This window comes from Pseudomonas sp. B1-22 (genome assembly GCF_050474425.1).
In the GTDB taxonomy this organism is placed as follows: domain Bacteria; phylum Pseudomonadota; class Gammaproteobacteria; order Pseudomonadales; family Pseudomonadaceae; genus Pseudomonas.
The window spans coordinates 1,258,050-1,281,012 of sequence record NZ_JBCHVH010000001.1; the positions used below are offsets into that span (position 1 = coordinate 1,258,050).

Annotated in this window: 17 protein-coding genes; 13 read left to right on the forward strand and 4 right to left on the reverse strand. The window is 65.8% G+C overall.

Translation table 11 applies throughout. The features are described from left to right. Positions 1 to 42: 42 nt before the first annotated feature. Together ACQ5BL_RS05895 and ACQ5BL_RS05900 are read right to left on the reverse strand one after the other, a co-directional pair. Positions 43 to 1,146, reverse strand: a complete 1,104-nt coding sequence (locus tag ACQ5BL_RS05895; protein ID WP_243804725.1) for an ABC transporter substrate-binding protein — start codon at positions 1,144 to 1,146, stop codon at positions 43 to 45. A gap of 358 nt (positions 1,147 to 1,504) precedes the next feature. After that, a complete protein-coding gene (locus ACQ5BL_RS05900; protein ID WP_243804724.1) occupies positions 1,505 to 3,127 on the reverse strand; it encodes a 5-guanidino-2-oxopentanoate decarboxylase in 1,623 nt (540 codons plus the stop codon). A 192-nt stretch (positions 3,128 to 3,319) separates the two neighbouring features. Here ACQ5BL_RS05900 and ACQ5BL_RS05905 point away from each other — a divergent pair, with 192 nt between their 5' ends. The 13 genes from ACQ5BL_RS05905 (at position 3,320) to ACQ5BL_RS05965 (ending at position 21,352) form a co-directional block, all read left to right on the forward strand. Then, entirely contained in the window at positions 3,320 to 4,222 is a 903-nt protein-coding gene (locus ACQ5BL_RS05905; RefSeq protein WP_243804723.1) for a LysR substrate-binding domain-containing protein, read from the forward strand. 528 nt (positions 4,223 to 4,750) lie between these two features. Beyond that, positions 4,751 to 5,593 carry a sugar phosphate isomerase/epimerase family protein gene (locus ACQ5BL_RS05910; protein WP_207883380.1) on the forward strand — a complete coding sequence of 281 codons (843 nt, stop codon included), beginning with the start codon at positions 4,751 to 4,753 and terminating at the stop codon, positions 5,591 to 5,593. A 17-nt stretch (positions 5,594 to 5,610) separates the two neighbouring features. Next, a complete protein-coding gene (locus ACQ5BL_RS05915) occupies positions 5,611 to 5,784 on the forward strand; it encodes a hypothetical protein (protein WP_243804722.1) in 174 nt (57 codons plus the stop codon). Positions 5,785 to 5,816: 32 nt separating this feature from the next. Next, a complete protein-coding gene (locus tag ACQ5BL_RS05920) occupies positions 5,817 to 6,626 on the forward strand; it encodes an ABC transporter substrate-binding protein (protein WP_207883384.1) in 810 nt (269 codons plus the stop codon). Between the two features lie 65 nt (positions 6,627 to 6,691). Continuing rightward, a complete protein-coding gene (locus ACQ5BL_RS05925) occupies positions 6,692 to 8,248 on the forward strand; it encodes an amino acid ABC transporter permease/ATP-binding protein (protein WP_243804721.1) in 1,557 nt (518 codons plus the stop codon). A 293-nt stretch (positions 8,249 to 8,541) separates the two neighbouring features. Further along, positions 8,542 to 9,003 carry a chemotaxis protein CheW gene (locus ACQ5BL_RS05930; protein WP_207883388.1) on the forward strand — a complete coding sequence of 154 codons (462 nt, stop codon included), beginning with the start codon at positions 8,542 to 8,544 and terminating at the stop codon, positions 9,001 to 9,003. Then, positions 8,990 to 10,495 carry a CheR family methyltransferase gene (locus tag ACQ5BL_RS05935; protein ID WP_243804720.1) on the forward strand — a complete coding sequence of 502 codons (1,506 nt, stop codon included), beginning with the start codon at positions 8,990 to 8,992 and terminating at the stop codon, positions 10,493 to 10,495. The genes ACQ5BL_RS05930 and ACQ5BL_RS05935 overlap by 14 nt, the downstream gene beginning before the upstream one ends. Then, positions 10,492 to 11,097 carry a chemotaxis protein CheW gene (locus tag ACQ5BL_RS05940; protein WP_243804719.1) on the forward strand — a complete coding sequence of 202 codons (606 nt, stop codon included), beginning with the start codon at positions 10,492 to 10,494 and terminating at the stop codon, positions 11,095 to 11,097. The genes ACQ5BL_RS05935 and ACQ5BL_RS05940 overlap by 4 nt, the downstream gene beginning before the upstream one ends. 18 nt (positions 11,098 to 11,115) lie before the next feature. Next, on the forward strand, positions 11,116 to 12,747 hold the full coding sequence (locus ACQ5BL_RS05945) for a methyl-accepting chemotaxis protein (RefSeq protein ID WP_243804718.1): 1,632 nt from the start codon (positions 11,116 to 11,118) through the stop codon (positions 12,745 to 12,747). A 7-nt stretch (positions 12,748 to 12,754) separates the two neighbouring features. Continuing rightward, positions 12,755 to 14,956 carry a hybrid sensor histidine kinase/response regulator gene (locus tag ACQ5BL_RS05950; RefSeq protein WP_243804717.1) on the forward strand — a complete coding sequence of 734 codons (2,202 nt, stop codon included), beginning with the start codon at positions 12,755 to 12,757 and terminating at the stop codon, positions 14,954 to 14,956. Between the two features lie 44 nt (positions 14,957 to 15,000). Continuing rightward, the gene (locus ACQ5BL_RS05955) at positions 15,001 to 16,056 is read left to right on the forward strand and encodes a chemotaxis protein CheB (RefSeq protein WP_243804715.1); all 1,056 of its coding nucleotides are present in this window, start codon (positions 15,001 to 15,003) and stop codon (positions 16,054 to 16,056) included. 14 nt (positions 16,057 to 16,070) lie between these two features. Next, positions 16,071 to 19,646, forward strand: coding sequence for an EAL domain-containing protein (locus ACQ5BL_RS05960; protein ID WP_243804713.1), 3,576 nt, complete (start codon positions 16,071 to 16,073; stop codon positions 19,644 to 19,646). Positions 19,647 to 19,972: 326 nt separating this feature from the next. Beyond that, a complete protein-coding gene (locus tag ACQ5BL_RS05965; RefSeq protein WP_243804711.1) occupies positions 19,973 to 21,352 on the forward strand; it encodes a purine-cytosine permease family protein in 1,380 nt (459 codons plus the stop codon). Positions 21,353 to 21,424: 72 nt separating this feature from the next. Here ACQ5BL_RS05965 and ACQ5BL_RS05970 read toward each other — a convergent pair whose 3' ends face one another. Together ACQ5BL_RS05970 and ACQ5BL_RS05975 are read right to left on the reverse strand one after the other, a co-directional pair. Next, on the reverse strand, positions 21,425 to 22,174 hold the full coding sequence (locus ACQ5BL_RS05970) for a Mut7-C ubiquitin/RNAse domain-containing protein (RefSeq protein WP_207883402.1): 750 nt from the start codon (positions 22,172 to 22,174) through the stop codon (positions 21,425 to 21,427). A gap of 66 nt (positions 22,175 to 22,240) precedes the next feature. Next, entirely contained in the window at positions 22,241 to 22,942 is a 702-nt protein-coding gene (locus ACQ5BL_RS05975) for an EthD domain-containing protein (RefSeq protein WP_207883404.1), read from the reverse strand. Between the last annotated feature and the right edge of the window lie 21 nt (positions 22,943 to 22,963).

A 22,963-nucleotide genomic window follows, 5' to 3' on the forward strand; every position in this document is an offset into this window, starting at 1 on the left:
GGCGCGCGACGATTCATGGCCGCCGTGGCGGCCATGGCTGCATCAGGAAGAGAAGATTTCCGTGTAGCGGCGGATCCACTGTTCGTGGACGGTGGAGAGGAAGGCGTTGTCGTGCATGATCGCCTTCTCCGCGATCTGCTCCGGGGTGAGGATGTACGGGCTCTTGCGCGCTTCGGCGGAGATGACCGCCTTGGCGTTGACCGGGCCGTTGAAGATGTCCTCGGCCATCTTGCCCTGCACGTAGGGGTCGAGGGAGTGGTCGATGAAGGCGTGGGCCAGGTCGGTGTCGCCCGGACGGTTCTTCGGCAGCACCGAGAGCATCAGGTCGGTGTAGAAGCCTTCCTTCATGCCGAAGGTGGCGCCCAGGCCGTAGTTGGGGTCGCGGATCTGCTTGGGGAAGAACGCCGGGGCGTAGAGGCCGCCGATATCCAGCGAGCCGGTGCGGAACAGCTCGGCGATCTGGTTGGGGTTCTCGCCCAAGGTCATGACCCGGTCCTTGAGCTCTTCGAGCTTCTTGAAGCCGGGCTCGATGTTGTGTTCGTCACCGCCGGCCAGCTTGGCGGCGATGATGATCAGGTCCATGGCCTCGGTCCAGTTCGGCGGCGGCAGGAACAGGCGCCCGGCGTAATTCTCATCCCACAGGGCCGCGTAGCTGTCGGGCACGTCCTTCACCGAGCGCGTGCTGTACACCAGGCTGTTGCACCACAGCAGGTAGCCGATGCCGTGGCCGTCGGCGCCGGTCTGGTATTTGGCCGGGACGTCCTTGAGGTTGGGGATGCGGTTGAGGTCGGGTTTCTCCAGCAGCCCGGCGCTGGCCAGGCCCTCGGCGCCGACGCCGGCCAGGGTGATGACGTCGTACTGCGGGCGGTCGCCGCCGGCCTTGAGCTTGGCGACCATTTCCGAGGTGCTGCCGGTGCGGTCGGCGATCACCTTGGCGCCGGTCTTGGCCTCGAAGGTCGCGGCGATGTTGCGCAGCGCCGCAAGGCCGGTGTCGTCGGACCAGGTGAGCAGGCGCAGGGTCTTGCCCTGGAAGCGGTTATCGCTGGCGCTGGCCCGGATGAATGGCATGGACAGGGCAGCCGCAGCCACCGAGGCAGCGCCGACCGTTTTGATGAATTGTCTTCTGCTGAAATCACGCTCGCCCATCGGGGACTCCTTTGCTCTTATCGCTTTTGTTTAGGAAGGTCACGGGTGTGCTGCGGGAGGTCAGGGCTGTCGACCCCCGCCTGCCGGATTCGCCTGGCGGCCCCGGAATCCGGAGGGCGCAGGCTGTTCGGCGGGGTCATCCTGCGACCTCGGCGTGGTGCCAACAATCGAAAAAATGTCATCGAAGCCATGTCCTGCATGCATGGCTGGCGTGCGCCCATGAGCAGGCCGCAGGCCTCCTCTGGCAGGCCCGCACTAGAGCGGTTCGAGGAAAAAAGACGCGCCGGGAGGCCGGCGCGTGAGGGGAAATGCTCCCCGGAAAAATCCCTGCCGCCCGGGTGCGGCAGGGAGCGATGCATCAGCCTTGGCTGCTCATCCAGGTCGCCTGGTCGATCTCGATCAGGGTCGGCAGCGAACTGGCGCTGGCTTCGCGCAACGCGGCGCGCAGGGCCGCTTCGTCACTGGCACGATGCGCCTTGCAGCCCAGCGCCCTGGCGGCGCCGACGAAGTCGGGGGTGTAGATGTCGACGCCGACCGGCTCGATGTCGCGGTTGACCATGTAGCGCTTGATCTCCTCATAGCCGTGGTTGTTCCACAGCAGGACGATCAGCGGGACGTGCGCTTCCACCGCGCTGGCCAGTTCCGGCAGGGTGAACTGCAGCCCGCCGTCGCCGATCAGGCACAGCACCGGGCGTCGCGTGGCATCGCCCAGCCAGGCGCCGATGGCGGCCGGCAGGGCGTAGCCGAGGGTGCCGTAGCCGGTGGAGGAGTTGAACCAGCGGCGCGGCTTCTCAAGGTCCAGGGTCAGGTTGCCGGTGTACACCGGTTGGGTCGAGTCACCGACCAGTACGGCTTCGGGCAGCTCCTCCAGTGCAACGTGCAGGAAGCGGGTCTGGGCGCGCAGGTTGTCGTCCAGGGTGGCCAACACCCCTTCGCGCACTTTGGCGGCGCGGCGGCTGCCCCAGTGTTCCGTATCGACCGCCGGATTCCGGTCCTCCAGGGCGCCCAGCAGGGCATCCAGGGCCAGCCCGGCATCGGCCACCAGCGCGGCGCGCGGCGGATAGTTGCGCACGGTCTGGTCGGGATCGATATCGACGCGCAGCAGTGCGCCAGGAATCTTGAAGCCGCCGGCGAAGGTCACGTCGTAGTCGGTTTCGCCCAGCTCGGTGCCCACCGCGAGGACCACGTCGGCCTCGTTGACCAGTTCGCGGGCGGCGTCGGTGGACTGCGTCGAGCCGATCAGCAGGGGGTGCCTCGAGGGCAGCAGGCCCTTGGCGTTGATCGTCAGCGCCACCGGCGCCTGCAGGCGCTCGGCCAGTCGCTGCAGGGCCGGGCCGGCATCGACGGCACCGCCGCCGGCGAGGATCAGCGGACGCCGTGCGCCCGCGAGCAGGCCGGCCATCTCGGCCACCGCTTCCGGCGCGGCGCCAGCGCGGGATACCCGGACCGGCTGGCTCGACAGCAGCGCGTCGGCGTTCTCCACCAGCACGTCGAGAGGAATCTCGATATGCACCGGACGCGGCCGTCCGGCCTGGAACTGGGCAAAGGCGCGGGCCAGCACCGCCGGCAGTTCGGCGGCCGACATCAGCGTGTGGGAGAAGGCACTGCAACCGGCGACCAGGCTGCTCTGCGACGGCAGCTCGTGCAGCTTGCCGCGCCCGCCGCCGAGCTGGCTGCGCGCCTGCACGCTGGAGATAACCAGCATCGGAATCGAGTCCGCGTAGGCCTGGGCCATGGCCGTGGCGATGTTGGTCATGCCCGGGCCGGTGATGATGAAGCACACGCCGGGCTTGCCACTGGTGCGCGCGTAGCCGTCGGCCATGAAGCCGGCGCCCTGTTCGTGGCGCGGCGTGACGTGGCGGATCGTCGAGCGGGCCAGCCCGCGATAGAGTTCCACGGTATGCACGCCGGGGATGCCGAACACCTGCTCGACACCGTAGCCTTCGAGCAATTTCACCAGTACTTCGCCGCATGTGGCCATGGACTTTATCCTTATTGCTTTGTCGTCGGTCTGGCGCGCCTTCGCGGTGTATTTCGCCGGGGCAACGGGAGCCGTGGCGTGCAGGCAGGCGAGGGGCGCGCATGGGAGTCCGCATTGGACCTGTCGGCCGAGGGCGCTGACAAACCAAAATTTGTCATACTAGGTATGTCTTCACCTCATGCCTGAGCCCCGATGAAGCGCCTGCCTCCTTTGCCTGCCCTGCACACCTTTCTGGTCACCGCGCAATGCTGCAACTTCACCCGCGCGGCTGGTCTGCTGCATATCACCCAGGGGGCGGTGAGCCGGCAGATCGCCGGCCTGGAAAGCCACCTGGGCTATGCGCTATTCCAGCGTCAGGCGCGTGGCTTGACCCTCACGCCCCAGGGCCGCGAACTGTTGCCGCGTATCCAGCAGGTGTTCGCCTTGATCGAGGAGGCGATGGAAACGGTCGGTGGCAAGCGCGAGGCGCTGCAGCTCAAGGCACCCACCTGCATCATGCGTTGGCTGCTGCCGCGCCTGTTGCAGTGGCAGACCGAGCGTCCGGACGTGCCGGTGGAGCTGACCACCACCATGCAGCACTCCGTGGATTTCCGTAGCGAGGAGTTCGACGCCGCGGTGGTCTACAGCCTGCAGAAGGCGGAAGAGGGCCCGGCCTGCCACCGTCTGTTCTACGAGCAACTGACCCCGGTCTGTGCTCCGCAACTGCTCGACGGCCCGCTCCCCCTGGGTGCGCTGGCGGACCTGGAGCGGCACATGCTGCTGCACCCCACTCGCGACCAGCGCGACTGGGAGGCCTGGTTGCGTGTGGCCGGCACGCGGGTCAGCAACATGGGCAAGGGCCAGCATTTCGACACCCTGGACCTGGCCGTTTCGGTGGCCGCCCAGGGCGCCGGGGTGGCCATGGGCGACTGGGCGCTGATCGGTGACGACCTTCGCGCCGGGCGCCTGGTCACGCCTTTCGAGTTGAAGGTGCGCACCGGTGCAGCGTACTACCTGGTCTACCCCGAACGCCGCGATACGTCGCCGCAATTGCGCGAGCTGATCGACTGGCTGTTGCTGCAAGCGGCCGAGCCATCGGAGCAGCCAAGCGCCTGATGCCGCGTCGGCAAAGGCGTGCTCCGTCACACCGGGTGCGGCTCGCCACGATGAAGAGCCGCAACCTAGAGAGCCTGCTTCTCGCTGCTTTCGACTGAGCGAAATTTCCAGCACATTACTAGGAAAATTACTTTTGAAAAGTCTGAAGTAATTATTTGCATCGCCCTATTTTTCCTAGCGCATCAAGCTGCGACAACTGCAACCACACCACGCCGTAGAGGTCCTGGTGTACGCGGACCGGAGCGTCTGAAAAGCTCCGGCCGTGCTGCTGTTCCTTACTGCCAAAGCCCGGCGCCAATACGCCAGGCACACAACAACAATCGGCGAATACAGGCCCGCGAAACAGCGGTCTGTCAGAGGAATATCACCATGTCCTTGCTTGCGCACTTCTCCCGTTCGACATTCTCCCCAACGTCCGCCGATTCGTTTCGCCGCCTGACGCTCTCAGCCGTCGCGCCCGTGCGCTGAACCTCCGCCGAATGCTTCGCCGTGCCCGACGGCGCGGTTCACCCTGCCCGGAGTTCGGTCATGCGACTGGAGATCTTCCGCACCCTGTGGGGCTACACCCGTGGCTGGCCGCAGGCTATCGCCGAACTGCGCGAAGCCGGTTTCGACGGCCTGGAAGCGCGCCTGCCCGCCAATCCCGCCCTGCGTGCCGAGTACGCACGCCTGCTGGCCGGGGAGGGGGTGCCCTACATCGCGACCCTGTTTACCGCCCATGACGTGCTGCCCGACCAGTCGGCCAGCCCGCAGGTGCACCTCGACGACCTGCAGCGCAAATTGGGCGACGCCGCCGAGTTGTCGCCGCGCCTGGTCAACGTCCTGGCCGGCAACGACCGCTGGCCGCTGGCCGCGCAGGTCGACTTCTTCGGCCGCGCGCTGGAGCTGGCCGCCGCGCAGGAACTGACCTGCCTCTTCGAGATTCACCGCGCCCGCTCGCTGTACAGCCCCTGGGTCACCCTGGAGCTGATCCGCCAGGTTCCCGAGCTGCGCTTCACCACCGACATCAGCCACTGGGTGGTGGTCTGCGAGCGCCTGCTCGACGACCCCGCCGACGACCTCACGCCCTTCGTCGAGCGCGTGCAGCACATCCAGGCCCGCGTCGGCTACGACCAGGGTCCGCAGGTGCCGCACCCCGGCGCGCCGGAATACGCCAACGCGCTGGCCTTCCACCAGAAACACTGGGAAGCGGTATGGCGCGCCCAACGGGCCCGTGGCCAGCAGGTCACCACCCTGACCCCGGAATTCGGCCCGGACGGCTATCTGCATCGCCTGCCGTTCACCAATGCCCCGATCGCCGATCTGTGGGCGCTGAACCGCTGGATGGCTCAGGAAGAGCGTCGTCACTTCCAGCGTTTCCTCGAATCCTGACCCTGGAGCCATCGACCATGCAGGCGCAGGCGTACGAAACCATCGTCATCGGTGAGCACATGTGGAGGCGGGCGCTGCAGAGCTGCAACCCCCTGCGCCGCAAGGTTGCCGACGATGAACTGGCACTGCCGGAGCGGACGCGCAAATCGTCCGGAGTCGGCCATTTGAAAAAACAGACGCAGCCTTCCTGAGCCGCGCGCAACCCTAGACTGGAGCAATCACGATGCTGAAAACCACCCGCACCCTCCTGGCCGCCGCCGTTGTCGGCGCCACCCTGTTGGGCACCCTGCAAACCGCCAGCGCCGCCGTGACCAGCACGCCGGGGCAGTTCAAGGTCGGCATGGAAATCACCTATCCGCCCTTCGAGTCCTACGACGGCGACAAGGTAGTGGGTTCCGACCCCGAGCTGGCCGAACTGCTGGCCAAGCACATGGACCTCAAGACGAGCTTCGTGAACACCAAGTTCTCCGGGCTGATCCTGGGCCTGAACGCCGGTCACTTCGACGCGGTGATCTCCGGCATGTACGTCACCCCCGAGCGTGCCACCCAGGCCATGGCGATCCCTTACGCGCAGACCGGCGCGGCCATCATGGTCCCGGCTGACAGCAAGGAGCGCCCGGCGAAGCCTGAAGACCTCTGCGGCAAGAAGATCGGCCTGGAGAAGGGCACCACCTGGGTGCCGAAGTTCGAGGAGCTGTCCAAGACCTACTGCGTACCCAACGGCAAGGGCCCTATCAGCGTGAGCGAATACCCGTCCGCGCCGGAAGTGACCCAGGCGCTGCTGTCGAAGAACGTCCAGGCCCAGGTGGAGATTTCCGGCGCCGCGCACATGATCGCCGAGCGCTCCAAGGGCCGCGTGGTGGTCAGCTCCACCGAGCTGATCTACAAACAAACCTTGGGCATGTACGTGAAGAAGGGCAATCAGGAGCTGTACGACGCACTCAAGACCGCCTTCCAGAAGACCAAGGACAGCGGCGAATTCGCTGCCCTGCTGAAGAAGTACGCTCTGGAAGACGCTCCGGCGACCGAGTGATTCCGCTTTAACGCAACATGAAAGACGGGGCTGGCCTCGCGCCAGCCTCGTTCGCCGAGGTCTCCATGCAATTCGACTGGTCCTACTTCTTCTCCCTGTTCTCCTTGCCGGATTTCTGGAAGGCCTGCGTCACGGTGATCGAACTGAGCGCCCTGACCTGGCTGATCGGCATGGTCCTGGGCTTCCTCCTCGCCTGTGCCAAGCTCTCGGGCTCGCGCTGGCTGCGTGTGCCGACGGCGCTGTACATCTGGTTCTTCCGCAGCGTGCCGCTGCTGGTGCTGGTGGTGTTCGTCTACAACCTGCCGCAACTCTTCCTGGCCAGCGGCGCGCTGCTGTCCGATCCGTTCATTTCCGGCCTGCTCGCCCTGGTGCTGACCGAGGCGGCGTACATGGCCGAGATCCATCGCGGCGGCCTGATCTCCGTGGCCAAGGGCCAGAAGGAAGCCGGTCGCGCCCTGGCCATGGGCGGCATCGGCATCCAGCGCCTGATCGTCATTCCGCAGGCGTTCCGCATCTCGCTGCCGACGCTGATCAACGAGTACGTCACCGTGGTCAAGCTGACCTCGCTGGTCTCGGTGATCTCCCTCACCGAACTGCTGCAGGTCGGCGAGCGCCTCTATGCGCAGAACTTCCTGGTGATGGAAACCCTGTCGGCGGTCGCCATCTACTACGTGCTGATCGTGACCCTGTTCGGCTGGGGCCTGCAGTACCTGGAGCACCGCCTGGACCTCAACGCCCGCAAGCCGGAAACCCTGGCCGGCGAGCAACTGGAACGCCTGCGCAAGAACCTTCCGGCCACCCCGGTGGCTGGCCGCGAGGCCGCTCCGGCCGGTGCGCCGCCGGCGCTGCAGCTCAAGGGCATCCGCAAGAGCTATGGCAAGCACGAGGTACTCAAGGGCGTCGACCTGAGCGTGGGCAACGGCGAAGTGGTTTCGATCATCGGCCCGTCCGGCTCCGGCAAGACCTCGCTGATTCGCACCGTCAACGGCCTGGAAGGCATCGACGGCGGCACCACCGCGCTCTTCGGCAAGCCCTACATCGAAGCCGGCAAGCCCAACCCGGCGCGCCTGCGCGAGGGAGTGCAGCACATCGGCATGGTGTTCCAGAACTTCAACCTGTTCCCGCACCGTACCATCCTCGACAACGTCACCCTGGCGCCGCGCTTCCACGGCCTGGCCGGCCGCGACATCTGCGAGCAGAAGGCCCTGGCGCTGCTGGACAAGGTCGGCCTGCTGGCCCATGCGCACAAGTATCCGCACCAGCTCTCCGGCGGCCAGCAACAGCGCGTGGCCATCGCCCGTGCGCTGGCCATGGCGCCGGCGATCATGCTGTTCGATGAGCCGACCTCGGCGCTGGACCCGGAGCTGGTGGGCGATGTGCTCAACGTGATCCGCGACCTGGCGAAGGAAGGCATGACCATGGTGATCGTCACCCACGAGATGGACTTCGCCATGTCGATTTCCGACCGGGTGCTCTTCATGGAGCACGGCCAGGTGCAGGTCGATGCCGCACCGGCACGCATCCGCAATGGTGAATGCGGCGAGCGGGTGATGCGCTTCATCGGCCTGGAGCGCCAGGCCGAGCAGGATGAGGCCCAGCGCCGGGAGTTCCTCGCCGGCTGACGTAGAATGGCCAGGCGGCGCGCGGGTGCGCCGCCTGGAAATCTTCCCCCGGACGGAACAAAGGCCCGGCGCAGCAAGCGCCGGGCCTTTGCATTGGGTCGCCGGAAAGCCTGGAGGCAATCACGCCCGCCAGCTTCGGGCGCCATTTCGCTATCGACCTCAACATCTCGGGGACCGCTCGAGTTCGAAATCATCTAAGTATCCTGAACCTCCTTCTGGACGGAAGCTGGCACTAAGCTACCTTTCACCATAAGAGCTAGCGGCAGCAGGGTCTTTCTATGGATAGATGTTTCGTGCTGCCATTCCGGCTGGCGGGGCGGCACCTGGCGGTGAGCCTGGACTCGGTGGTCCGTGTGCTCCCCGCTTTGCTGTGGACGCCGCTCCCCGGCGCTCCGGATACGGTGTTCGGGCTGGTCAACGTGCGCGGGCAGGTGTTGCCTGTGGTGGACCTGGCCCGGCGCTTCGCCTGGCCGTCGGCCCCTCCGGCTCTGTGGCAGCCCTTTCTCTGGCTGAAGACACGGCAGCGCGAGCTGCTGGTGCCGGTGGAGGCCGTGGAAGCTGCCGCCAGTTGCGCCGCCGAAGACTTTTCCCCCGCCCCCCATCCGCAGGTGCCCTCGGCGCTCCTCAAAGGTGTAGTCCGCACTGCCGAAGGACTGTTGCTGATCCAGGATGTGGAGCAGGTACTCTCCGACGCGGACGAAGAGTGCCTGGCAGAGGCCCTGATGCTCGCACGAGGCGCCAATGGACGTGGTTGAGCCTGTCTGCTCGGCACGGGTACTGGAGGTGCTGCAGCATAAGGTCCACCAGCATCTGGGGCTGGATTTCTCCGGTGCACGGAGCGACGAGCTGCTGCGCCGTTTCAGACTGCTGGCTCTGGATCAGGGCAATGCGGACCTGGCGGAGTGGCTGGAGGCGTTGGCCTTCGCCGAGTGGGACGAGGCCCGGGTGCAGGCGCTGACACCCGTATTCACAGTGGGGGAGACCTATTTCCGCCGGGATGCCGAGGCCTTCGACTGGCTGGCCCGCCAGCACCTGCCGCCCCTGATAGCGCAGCGTCGCGACCAGGGTTGCCGGCACCTGCGTATCTGGAGCTCGGCCTGCTGCACGGGAGAGGAAGCCTACGGCCTGCTGTTCCTGCTCGACGGTCTGTTAGGCACGGAACGCGCCAGCTGGTCGATCGAGCTGTTTGCCAGCGACTTGAACCAGGCCTTCCTGCAGCGCGCGGAGCAGGGTTGCTATGGTCAGAATGCCTTCCGTCGCAATAATGAGGACGACTTTCGCCACCAGTATTTCCAGCCAGAAGGCCGGCACTGGCGGGTAAGGCCGCAGTGGCGCGGGCGCATCCGCTTTTTCACGCACAATCTGGTGCAAGGCTCTCTACCCGACGCCAGCAAGGGGCTGGCAGGGTTTGACCTGATCCTCTGCCGCAATGTGTTGATGTATTTCTCCCCGGAGCAATCGGCCGGCGTCCTGCGCCGCCTGCTGAAATGCCTGCGCGGCGACGGCCTGCTGCTGCTGAGCGCGGTGGACGCGGGGCTGGCCACCCATGCCGGTTTCTCGGGCTTCTGGGCTGGCAGCAACTATGCATTGGGGCCCGGAAGCCGCCTGCCGCCCCCTCTCGTCGTGGCGCCACCACCGCCGGTAGTTCGGTCCTTCCAGTGGCAGCCGCAGCTCCCGTCGCGGGCGAAGACACCCGAGCCGGCGCCGGCTCCAGCGGAAAGTCCCGTCGAGCGCTCCCGCGACCTGTGCTGGCAGCAGGCCACGCAGGCGCTGCAGCACGGCCACTATCCGCAAGGCCGACAGGCCCTGCTGAACTACCTGGCCAGCCCCGGGCTGACCCAGGTGCACAAGCACCAGGCTTGCCTGCTGATGGCTCGCAGCTGGGCGGACCAGCTGCGTGACGACGAAGCGGAGTCCTGGGTGCAGCGTGCCCTGGCGCTGAACCCCACCTCGGCCACCGCTTACTGGCTGGAAGCCATGCTGGCGCAGCAGAGGGGGGACGAGCGAGCCGCCCTGGTGGCGCTGCAGAAAGTGTTGTACCTGGAGCCCGAATTCATCCTCGGCCACTTCCACATGGCCCGGCTGCTGCGCGGGCGCGGCCAGTTGGCCGCCAGCGAGAAGGCCTTGCGCAACTGCCGTGAGCTGCTCGGCCGCCAGCCCCCCGACGCGGCAGTGCCTGAAGGAGAGGGCTTGAGCTGCGCGCAATTGCTGCGGCTCTGTGAGCAACTGATGGAGGCGCGGTCGTGACGGGCGAGACCAGCAAAGGCGATTGGGCGGAAATCCACGAGCGTCTGGCGGAGTTCGAGCGGCGCATCGAAAGCGGTTTCGCCATCAGCCCTGAGGAGCGGGAAGAGCGGCTGGCGGCGCGTAGCCGCGACTGGGCGCGCAGCGCCGAACCGGAACAGGCGGACGCCTGGCTGGAAGTGCTCCGCTTCAGTCTCGGCCAGGAGATCTACGCGGTAGAGGCCAGGCATGTTTCGGCGGTAATGCCACTGGCGCAGTTCACTCCGTTGCCGGGCACGCCCCCCTTTGTCCTGGGGATAGTCAACGTGCGCGGGCACATCGTCTCGGTGCTGGACCTGCGGGTGTTCTTCGAATTGCCCATGCAAGGCATTTCCGACAGGAACTACCTGGCGGTACTGCGCGGGCCGGAAATGGAGTTCGGCCTGCTGATCGACCGGGTGCACGGCATCACGCGCATCCAGCGCGACAGCTTGCAGCCTGGGCTGGCGAACCTGTCCGGCATTCGGGCGAACTACTTGCTGGGGGTCACCCCGGATCAATGGACGGTGTTGGACGGTGCGCGCCTGCTTGGAGATTCCGGCCTGCGCGTCAATGCAACCGATTAGGCACAAGGAGAAAGGACCATGCTGGGCAATGTCATGAACCTGCGCATCGGCAGCAAGCTGCTGCTGGCCTTCGCCGCCCTGATCCTGGCGTTCGGCTCGCTGCTGTTCTTCACGCTGGAAAGCTTCTCCGACCTTCAGGCAACGGAGGCCGCGCAGTTCAAACGGCGCTATGTGCGGATCTCCGACGTGAAGGAACTGCTGCTGAATCTCACCTTGCAGAGGGCGGAACTCCAGCAGGCGCTGCACGACGGTTCGCTGGAGAAGCGTGACGACAGCGTGCAGCGCTATACCGCCGCCAACGACGAAGTGCTCGATCGTCTGCGCGCAGAGGCGGTGGATGACCAGGTGACCTTCGACCTGCTGGATCAGATGAAGGTCCTGCGCGCCGACTACGTGCGTACGCGCGACAACGAACTGATTCCGCTCATCGCCAGTGGCCGCCTGGATGAAGCGCGTAACGTGATGAGCGGGGCGCAGCACCAGAAACTGGAAAAGATCTACGACCTCGGTCAGCAACTGGTAGCCCATACCGACAAGCGCATCCACGCGGGCATGGAGCAATCGGCGAGCATCCTGCAAGCCCTGCGTGAACGGATCTTCTTCTGCAGCCTGGTCCTGGTGCTGGTCAGCGGGGTGCTGGCCTGGTTGCTCAGCCGTCATATCGCGCAACCTCTGTGGCGCCTGACCAGCTGGGCCGAGCAGATCGGTCGTGGCGAAATCCCCCGGGACATTCCCAGCTCCACCCGCCAGGACGAGGTGGGCCGCCTGACCATGGCCTTCGACAACATGAGCCGTTACTTGCGCGATCTCGTGCAGGAGTTGAACGAAGGGATTTCAGTGCTGGCCACCGCCAGCGAAGAAATCCTTGCCGTCACCACCCAGGTGGCGTCGGGCACCCAGGAGACCGCCACCGCCATCAGCGAGATCGCGACCACGGTGGAAGAGGTGAAGCAGACCGCGGTTCTCTCCGGCACAAAATCCCAGGCGGTCACCGAAAGTGCCGAGCGCACCCGCCAGGTGGCCCAGGTCGGGCGCCAGTCGGTGGAAGAAACCCTCAAGGGGATGAGTCAGATCCGCGCGCAGATGCAGGCGGTAGCCGAGAGCGTGATGCGCCTGGGCGAGCAGAGCCAGACTATCGGTGAGATCGTCGCCTCGGTGAACGACCTGGCCGAGCAGTCCAACCTGCTCGGGGTCAACGCCTCGATCGAGGCGGTGAAGGCGGGCGAGGCCGGCAAGGGCTTCTCGGTGGTGGCGCAGGAGGTGAAGACCCTGGCCGAACAGTCCAAGCAGGCCACGGCACAGGTACGCAGCATCCTCGGCGACATCCAGAAGGCCATGACCCGGGCGGTCATGCAGGCGGAGGAGGGCAGCAAATCGGTGGAGAGCGGTTACGAGCGCGCCCAGGTCAGCGGCGAGACGATCCGCTCGCTGAGCAGCAGCATCGAGGAATCCAGCGAGATGGCCGTGCAGATCGCGGTCACCAGCCAGCAGCAGATGATCGGCATGGACCAGATCGGCACGGCGATGGAGAACATCCGCCAGGCCAGCCAGGACAACGTCGGCGGCACCCGCCAGGTCGACATGGCGGCGCGCAACCTGCACCAGCTGGGCCTGAAACTCAAGGGGCTGGCCGGCCAGTTCAAGTTGTGAGGTCGCCATGAGTCTGAATCGGGAAGCCCTCAGACAGCGCCTGCTGGCCAGTTTCCGCAGTGAGGCGCAGGAGCGCCTCGGTGTGCTTGGCGATTGTCTTGCCGGCTGGCGCGAGGGCACGACGTCAACGGATTCGGTGGAGTCGCTGTTTCGCGAGGTGCATAGCCTCAAGGGCGCCGCCCGGGCCGTCGGGGCCGGGGAGATCGAGCAGATCTGCCATGCCTGGGAAAGTCTGCTGGCCGCGGTACGCCACGGCCGTCTGGAGCTTACGCCGGAGCGCATCGAACTGTGCCGCAGCACACTCAAGACGGTGCAACGGCTGCACGACGGCCAGACCGTGGAAGAGTATGACCAGAAGCACCTGATCGAGTGCCTGGAAGCCGCTGCCCTTGGCAACCCCGTCGACCTGCCGGAGGCCTTGCAGAAGGCCGTGGAGTTGCCGCTGACGGACCCGGCGACCGTGCGGGTATCGGCCCAGCGCCTGGATGCGCTGCTGTTCCAGAGCGAGACGCTGTTGCAGTACAAGCTGGAGGCTCAGGCCCACGCGCTCAGCCTGCAGGCGCACGTGGCCGCCTTCGAGCCGCAGCGCACCAAGCGTCTGCTTGGCGGTGGTGTGCTGCGGCAGTTGCGCGACGGGCTGGACGAGCTGCCGTCAGCCACCGCCGACGCCCTCAGAGGCGTGCTCGACTACCTGGACTGGAGCCTGCTGCAACTGGACCGCCTGCACTTCAATGCCAGCCGCCTGGCGAAGACCGGCACTCATCTGGCACAGGGCCTGGAACAGCTGTCCGGCAGCCTCGACGACGAGCTGCAGCGGGTGTTGCTGCTTTCGGGCAGCGCCCTGGTGGAAGGCTTGCCGGCCATGGTCCAGGACCTTGCCGGCCAGGCCGGCAAGCGTGTCGACTTCGAGGTGAAGGGCTCCAGCTTGCAGGTGGACAAGCGCATTCTCGACGAACTGCGCATCCTGCTCACTCACCTGCTGCGAAACGCTATCGACCATGGCCTGGAGCAGCCCGATGTGCGTAGCCGCATGGGCAAGCCGCCGGCGGGCCGCCTGCAACTGGAGCTGATCCAGGAGTCGGCTGACCGCTTCGAACTGCGGGTCAGCGATGACGGCGGCGGCATCGATCTGGCGCGGCTCAGGGACAGCGCGGTATCCCGTGGCCTGCTCAGCCCGGAGCAGGCCGAGGTACTGTCGGACGCCGAGGCCGGCAAGCTGATCTTCGTCTCGGGCCTGTCCACCAGCCAGATCATCACAGACCTTTCCGGCCGCGGCCTGGGCATGGCCATCGTGCAGGAAACCGTGGAGCGCCTGGGAGGGCGCATCGAGGTGGATTCCCAGGCGGGCAAGGGCACCTGCTTCCACTTGCACCTGCCCCTCAGCCTGTCCACCTTCCGGGCGGTGATCGTGCGCGACGCCGTTCGGGTCTTCGCCGTGCCGGCACTGGCGGTGGAGCGTTGTCTGCGGCTGCCGGCGAGCGCCATGAAGAATCTGGAGAACCGCCCCACGGTCACGGTGGACGGCGAAGTGCTGCCGCTCTGGACCCTGGCGGAAGTGCTCGGGCTTGGCCATCTCGACCCGGGGGAGGGTGACCTCACCCTGTTGTTGCTGAAAGTGCGTGGCGAGCGATTCGTGCTGCTGGTGGAGGAGTTGCTGGGGGACCAGGAGATCATCGTCAAGGGCCTCGGCCGCCAGCTCATACGGGTGCGCAACCTGCTCGGCGCCACGGTGCTGGGAGACGGCCAGTTGGTGCCGATCCTGCATCCGGGGGACCTTTACCGCAGCGCCCTGGAAACCCAGGGTTCGAGCTTCGCCCAACAGCACACGACGCGCCCCGACAGCACGCGCCAGCGCTTGCTGATAGCCGAGGACTCCTTCACCTCGCGGGGCCTGCTCAAGGCGATTCTCGAAGGTGCGGGTTTCCAGGTGACGACCGCCAACGACGGGCTGGATGCCTGGAACGCACTGAAGCAAGGGCAGTTCGACTTGCTGGTCTCGGATGTGGAAATGCCCCGGCTGGACGGTTTCACGCTGACCAGCCGTATTCGTGCGGACCGTGAACTGTCCGGCCTGCCGGTGGTGCTGGTGACGGCGAGGAGTGCGGCCGAGGACCGTGCCCGCGGCCTGGAGGCCGGCGCCAATGCTTACCTGGTGAAGAGTGGCTTCGAGCAGGACAGCCTGCTGGACGCCATCCGTCGGTTGATCTGAAGGGGGCGCCGATCAAGGGATCGGTGCCAGGGAGAGGCAGGGCCATGCGCATACTGATAGTGGATGATTCGCCGGTTGCCCGCCTGCTGCTGCGCGCAATTTTCGAGGCTGAGGGGTTCCTGGTGAAGGAGGCCGCAACCGGGGAGGAAGCGCTCAAGGTGCTGCTGAGCTTCACGCCCGACATCATCACCATGGACGTGCACATGCCCGGCATGGACGGCTACGAAACCACCGAACACATTCTCGAGCGCTATGCGCTGCCGGTGGTGGTGATCACCGCCAGTGCCAACGCCTATGCCTCGGCCACCGCCATGCGCGCCCTGGAGGCCGGCGCCCTGGCGGTGCTGGACAAGCCCAGGGGCCCGGATGCCGATGATTTCAACGAACGGGTCAGCGAGATAGTGCGCACCCTGCGCAGCATGGCCCAGGTGAGGATCGTGCGGCGCCCGCGCAAGGCCAATGTCGACCTCGCGCGCCAGCAGACGCTCGCGGAACTGGTGGCGCAGAGCTTACAAACGCCGCCACAGCTGGTGGCCATCGCCGCCTCGGCGGGCGGGCCCGCCGCGCTCAAGAGTCTGCTGGAGCGCCTGCAGCCGCCTCAACCCTGGCCGCTGGTGCTGGTGCAGCACATCGCCACGGGCTTCCTGCCAAGCTTTCGAGACTGGCTGGCGACCCTCACCCATCTGCCCGTGCTGATCGCCGAGGACGGCTCGGCGCTGGAGCCGGGCCGGCTCTACCTCGCGCCCGACGGCTGCCATCTGGGGGTCACCGGCAACTGCCGGGTGGCCCTGGATGGCGGGCCGCCGGAGGAACTGGTGCGGCCCTCGGCCAACTTCCTGTTCCGCTCCGTCGCCCGGCACTTCGGCGCCCATGCCATCGGCATCCAGCTCTCGGGAATGGGCCGCGATGGCGCGGAAGGCTTGGCGGCGATGCGCCAGCGCGGCGCGCTGACGCTGGTGCAGGAGCCGTCCAGCGCCATGATTGATTCCATGCCCCAGGCGGCCATAGGCCTGGACGCAGCCCGGCAGGTGCTGACGCCGGACGGAATGTCGACATTGCTCAACCGGATCGCCGAACACCTGGCGGCCAAGAGGGAATGAAGGGGATGGACACCATGTACACGGATGCCGAAATCCTGGTGGTGGAAGACAGCCCGACGCAGGCCACCGAGCTGCAGTACATGCTCGAATCGGTCGGATGCAAGGTGAGTCTTGCACGCAACGGCGTCGAGGCGCTGAGTATGATTGCCGTGCGCCGGCCGACCATTATCATCAGCGACATCGTGATGCCGGAGATGGACGGCTACGAGTTGTGCCGGCGGGTCAAGGGGGGGGCCCAGACCCAGAATATCCCGGTCATTCTCGTCACTTCCCTGGCCGATGCCCGCGACGTGGTGCACGGATTGGCCTCGGGCGCCGACAACTTCATCGTCAAGCCATTCGATGAGAAGTACCTGATGTCGCGCATTCGCTACTTCCTGGTGAATCTGGAGCTGCGCACCCACGAACGGGTGCAGATGGGCGTGGAGGTGGTGCTGGAAGGGGAGCGCCACTTCATCACCGCCGGCCGCCAGCAGATCCTCGACCTGCTGATTTCCACCTACGAGCAGGGTGTGCGGCTGAACCACGAACTGCAGCTCAAGCATGACGAGCTGGCGCGCAGCAACTCGCTGCTCAACTGCCTTTTCCACTTCACCAGCGGCCTGACCGACGCCCGCGACGAACAGCACGTGATCGATGCCGCACTGCGGCGCATCCTCGAATTCCCCGACGCTGGCGGCGCGTGGCTGCTGATGACCGATGCGCGCGAGTCGGACAATGCGGTGCGCCTGGCGGGCTTGCGCACGCGCGGGAAGGGCTATGACCCGGATGTCGTCGCCCGATGCGCCAGCGACTGTCCGTGCCGGCATGCCTGGGTCAGCGATGGCCTGGTCCAGCCGAGCAACTTCGAGGGCTGCCCGGCTCTTGTCGCGCTCCCCGGCAAGCCGGTGCACGCAAGCATCCCGTTGGTCCTGGCTGGCGAGATCATCGGCATGCTCAACGTGGTGCAGCGCGATGCCCGGGCCTGGCCCGAGGAGGCCCTCCATGCCCTGGCATCCATTGGTCGCCAACTGGCCATGGCCCTGGGCCGGGTGCGTCTGTTCGAGAGCATGGAACAGTTGGTAGAGCAGCGCACCGAGGCACTGGCACAGAGCGAAGCGCTGCTGCGCAGGGTGCTGGACAGCCTGCCAGTAGGGGTCCTGGTGACCGACCAGCAGGGGCGGCTGGTCATGAGCAATCCGGAAAGCAGCCTGATCTGGGGCGGGCCGCTTTCCATCGCCTCGGAAGGCTACGAGCAATACCGCGGCTGGTGGGCGGAGAGCGGCGAGCCAGTGACGGCGGAAAACTGGTCGGCGATTCGCGCAGTGCGCCAGGGACAGGTGTCGCGTAACGAAGTCATCGACATCCAGACCTTCAAGGGCGGGCAAAAGACCATCCTCAACTCGGCTGTGCCCTTCTTCGACAGGAGCGAGGTCATCCAGGGCGCGATCGTGGTGTTTCAGGACATCACCGAGCAACGCAATCGCGATCTGGAGATGCGGACCCTGACACGAGCCGTAGAGGCCAGTGTCAACGCAGTGGTGATCACCGATAACGAACAGCCTGACCAGCCCATCGTCTACGTCAACCCGGCCTTCGAGCGCATCACCGGCTACTCGGCCGAAGAGGTGCTGGGGCGCAACTGCCGTCTCCTCCAGGGCGAGGACCGGGCTCAGCCGAGCCTGGACAGTATCCGCCGGCTCCTGGCAGCCCAAGAGGAGGGCGGTGCGCTGCTGCGCAATTTCCGCAAGGACGGCTCTGCGTTCTGGAACGACCTCAAGGTGTCGCCGGTGGTGAACGACCGCGGCAAGGTCAGCCACTTTGTCGGAATTCTCCACGACGTTACCGAAAGCAAACGCTACCAGGACGAACTGGAGCACCAAGCCAACTACGACAGCCTCACCGGCCTGCCCAACCGCAACCTGCTCAACGACCGCATCAACCAGGCCATTGCCCTGGCCGCGCGTAACCATAGCCGCTTCACGCTGGCCTTCATGGACATCGATCGCTTTAAGGTGGTCAACGACAGCCTCGGCCACAACGCCGGCGACCAGTTGCTGGTCCAGATCGCCAACCGCCTGCGGGAGAGTGCCCGGGAGATCGATACCGTGGCGCGTCTGGGCGGCGACGAATTCATCGTCCTCCTGGTGGAAATCGACCAGCTGAGCGAGCAGGTGACCCTGCTCGAGCGACTCAAGCAGAGTATCGCGGCGCCCATGATGCTGGACGAGCAGGAAGTGGCGGTCAGCTGCAGCATCGGTTTCTGCTGCTATCCCAGCGATGGCCGCGACGCCGTCACGCTGCTGCGCAACGCCGACACGGCGATGTACCAGGCCAAGCACCAGGGGCGTAACCGCATCTGTGCCTTCATGCCGGAGATGAACGAGCAGGTGCAGAAGCGCTTGTCGATGGAGCAGGAAACCCGCCTAGGTCTGCAGAACCAGGAGTTCATGGTGGTCTACCAGCCGCAGATGGACCTGCAGAGCGGGCGCCTGTGCGGATTCGAAGCACTGGTACGCTGGAACCGCAACGGCAGGATGGTCAGCCCGGACGAGTTCATTCCCCTCGCCGAGGAAACCGGCTGGATAGTCGCCATCGACTTCTACGTGCTCGATATGGCCTGCCGGCAACTGTGCACCTGGCGTGACGCGTTCAATCAGGGACTGACCATGGCGGTCAACCTCTCCGCCATCAGCTTCGCCGAGGCCGATTTCGTCGAGCGCGTGCTGGGCCTTCTCGAGCTCCACCACATCCCGCCTCACTGGATCAAGATCGAGCTGACCGAGAGCATCCTGATGACCAACGCTGACGATGTCCTCCTGAAAATGCGCGCGCTCAGCGCCGAGGGCATCCACTTCTCCATCGACGACTTCGGCACCGGGTATTCGTCCCTCGGCTACCTCAAGCATTTCCCCTTCAGCCAGTTGAAGATCGACCGCAGCTTCGTCGACGGTGTTCTCACCGAGCCCGACAGCGCCTCCCTGACACGCTCAATGATCTCCATGGGCCACAACCTCGGCATCAAGGTCATCGCCGAAGGGGTGGAGAGTGTGGAGCAACTGGGTTTTCTGCGTGCCGCCGGTTGCGACGAGATGCAGGGCTACTACTATTCCCCGCCGCTACCACCCTTGGCCTGCCTGCAGTTCCTCCAGGACGACCCGGCGCTGCCCCTGCCGGTGAACATCCTCGACGGCGGCGACCGTTACCTGCTGGTAGCCGATGGTGACGCCGGCACCTTTGACGTGCTCCGGCAAGCGTTGCGCCTGGAGAACTACCGGGTACTCAGCGCTGACTCCAGTGAAGCGGCATTCAAGCTCATGGTGACCCACCCGGTGGATGTGGTACTGGCCGGCCTTTCCCTGACTGACCAGGACGGGGTGGATTTCCTGCGGCGGATCAAGGTGATCCACCCGGAGGCGATTCGCATGGCCCTCTGCGGTGCCGCCGAGGTGGGAGGCATCCTCAAGGCGGTAAACGAGGGCGTGATCCATCGCTTCGTCACCGATCCCTGGGCCCCGGACGACCTGCGCAACCAGTTGCGCGATGCTTTCCAGCAGCGCGAACTGCACCGCGAGGTCAAGCGCATGCGCGAGGAACTGGGGCGAGCGTAGAGGCAAGGGGCGGATGCGGTGGGCGGCTTGGGCGATTGGATAGCGGCAAGGCGCCAGCGCGCTACAGTGAATCGGGCATGAGAAGAAACTGAGGGCGGTAGTGCAGTCCTGCCGGTGAACGACTAGAACGAAAAGCCCCGGGGCTTCGAGGCTGCTCTTCACCTGCTGGGCCACTCGCGCCCGGCAGAACCCACCCCTGAACAGATAGCCGCAGGGTAGACGCACCGCCGATCGCCGGGGTCGCTGGTAGCTACGAGATGTTCGTAGCCAAGCCGAACGGCCCTCCACAAGCCACTGATAATCGGAGGATTAATCAGGAGGCGGTCGTGAAGCTTGAAAAGCGAAGTATCGAGTTTGTCCCTCACGCTGAGCGCTATGGCACGCCCAGACGGTTGTTCACTATCTGGTTCAGCTCCAACTTCCAGGTAACGGCCCTGATGGTCGGTACCTTGGGTATCGCCTCGGGGTTGAGCTTCGCCTGGACATTGCTCGGCCTGCTGATCGGCAATCTCGTCGGCACCATCTTCATGGCCGCGCATTCCGCTCAGGGGCCTCACCTGGGCGTTCCGCAGATGATCCAGAGCCGCGCGCAATTCGGTGTGCATGGCGCCGCGATTCCCTTGCTGGTGATGGTCATCGCGGCGGTGCTGTTCCTGGCCGCCAGTGGCGTGCTGATGCGCGATGCCCTGAAGGCGCTGGTGCCTGTCACCGATGACCAGGCCATCGTGATGGTGGGCATTCTGACCTTCGTCATCGGGTTCGTGGGCTATGAGCTGATCCACCGCCTGGGGGCGTGGATGAGCCTGGCGTCAACGATCGTATTTGCCTGCGCGCTGGTCCTGATCCTGCTGCTCCCCGCCAATGCGGCCCCGACAACGGTGGCTGGCGCGGGCTTCTCGCTGACGGCCTTCAACCTGGTTGTCGCCCAGGCGGCGTCCTGGACGCTGGGTTATGGCCCCTACGTGGCGGACTACTCACGCTACCTGCCGGCCAATGTCAGTACGCGCGCCACGTTCTGGACGACCTACTGCGGCTGCGCGCTCGGCTCCTTCGCCATGATGGCGCTGGGTGCCCTGATGGCCGTCCTGGTCCCGGCTGCGCTCGGGCATGACCCGGCAACCTCGATTGCCATGCTGTTCGGCCCCTGGGCACCGCTGGCGCTGGGCGTTATCGCGCTCGGGGTGATCCAGTACAACGTGTTGTGCCTGTACAGCGCCTACATGTCGTCGGTGACGATCTTCGGAGCCTTTGGCGAGCTACGGCAGGTCACGGCATCGGCAAAGGCCCTGGTGATGGCGGTGCTGAGCATCGCCGCAACCCTGATCGCCATCGCCACCCAGTATCGGTTTGACACCTTCTTCGCCGACATCCTGATTGGCCAGCTCTATCTGCTGATCCCCTGGAGCGCGATCAACCTGGCTGACTACTACTGGGTATGTCGCGGTCACTACGATGTGGGCGAGTTGTACGACGCCAACGGTCTGTACGGACGCTTCAATCGAAAAACGCTGGCGGTGTACGCCACATCGATCATCGGCACGCTGCCGTTCATGAAGCTGTCGTTCTACACCGGCTTCGTAGCGGATTGGCTGGGGGCGGACATCAGTTGGATCGTCGGCCTGGTCCTCGCCGGCGCGCTGTACTGCATGGTGAACAGCCAGAGCGCAAGCACGCAGCGCCAACTCCAGTTCCCAGTTCCTGATTGATGCCCGGGGCAGATCGCCGTCGCGAAGCTGCCCGCGGAACCTGTCTGCATTGAAGTGCGCCGGTGCGCCTGCTTAGACGTTACCGGTGCGCAGCAACGGCTCCAGCAACGCCCGCATGCTCCGCCAGTGGGAGCCTTCCCAGAACACCTGGTCGCAATGGTCGCAGGAGAGGAACAGCGCCTGTCGCTCGGCCACCCTCGGCGGTACCCGCGAGCGCGCCTGTTCCGCCGGCAGTTCGCGCAGCGGGTGGTTGCAGCGCAGGCAGCGGCTGAAGGGCCGGGCGCTGCGGGCGAGGTCGAGGCGTTCGAAGAGCTCCGCCAGTTGCTCCCGTGGCTTGAGGGCGTGCAGGTAGCAGCCGTGGCTGATGATGCTGCGCTTGAGCAGCTCGCGGTCGCGGGTGAGCACGATGCGGCCTTCGTGTGCGCTGATCTGCGCGATCTCGCTGTCGTCGAAGGCGTTCTCGTAGAGGGTGTCGAAACCGCTCATGCGCAAGAGCGCCGCGAGGCCGCCCAGGTGGGCGTCGGCGACGAAGCGCAGCACCCGCAGGGGGCTGGCGCGCACGCGCAGCAGCGGGCTGATGTCCAGGCGCTCGAACATGGGGTAGACCGCCAGGCGGTCGCCATCGAGGATGGCGCGGTCGAAGTCCACCGACTCGCCGTCGAGCAGGATCAGTTCCACCTCGGTGTGAGGGATGCCCAGTGCCTCGATCATGTGCTTGACCGTCGCGCCGTCCGGGCAGGCGCAAGCGAACTCGCGTCGGCGGCGGTCGGCGGGCAGGAAGTCGTTGAGCTCCTCGTAGAAGCGAAAGGTCGCGCGGGTCATGCCGTTGAGTATGGCAGGCCCGCGCGGGCAGGGCGGTTCAGCTCCGCAAGGGCGGTTCGTTCCCTGTCACAGCGGGTATTGGCTGGTGAGCACGACGCCCAGTTGGTCGAAGTCGATGAAGCGCTGGCAGCTGTCCATCATCACCGCGAGGTTGTCCTGGAATTTCGCCTCGTCGCCCGGCGCGTCGAAGAAGGCCATGGGGTCGGTCATCGCGGCCGGCGGGAAGCATTCCTCGACGATAGCGGCGAGCGGCGTGGCGCCAGGGGTGAGCACCTGCACCACGAGGTTCTGCACGTAGAGGAAGTTGTCCTGGGTGTCGATGGCGACCCGCATGTGGTGGTTCTGCCAGATGTCCAGCCAGGCGGCGTGGGTCAGGCGCGGCGGCAGCTGCAGGAAGGCCAGCTGGGAGAAACCGTGGGTGCGCTGGCCGGCCTGGGCGGGGAAGCGGGTGTTGGGGATCGGCACCGATTCGCAGACCAGGTAGCCGGCGATCCGCGCACAGGCGGCCTGCAACGCCTCCTCGTACGGGCGGCGGAATTCGCCCACGGCGCTGTCGACCCAGAAGCTCACCACCGCGTGCGGCAGCGGGCCGGCCTGCTCCTGGCGCAGGCCATCGGCCGGACGCACGTCGGCATCATCCAGGTTGAGCTGCAGATGGCGTGCGCCCAACTGGGCCAGGCGCGGCGCCAACCCGGTGCGCAACTGCTGGATGAAGTCCTCGGCATCGGCGCGGCTGTCACGCCAAACCAGGTAGATGACCTTCTGCATGGCAAAGCTCCTCGTTTACGA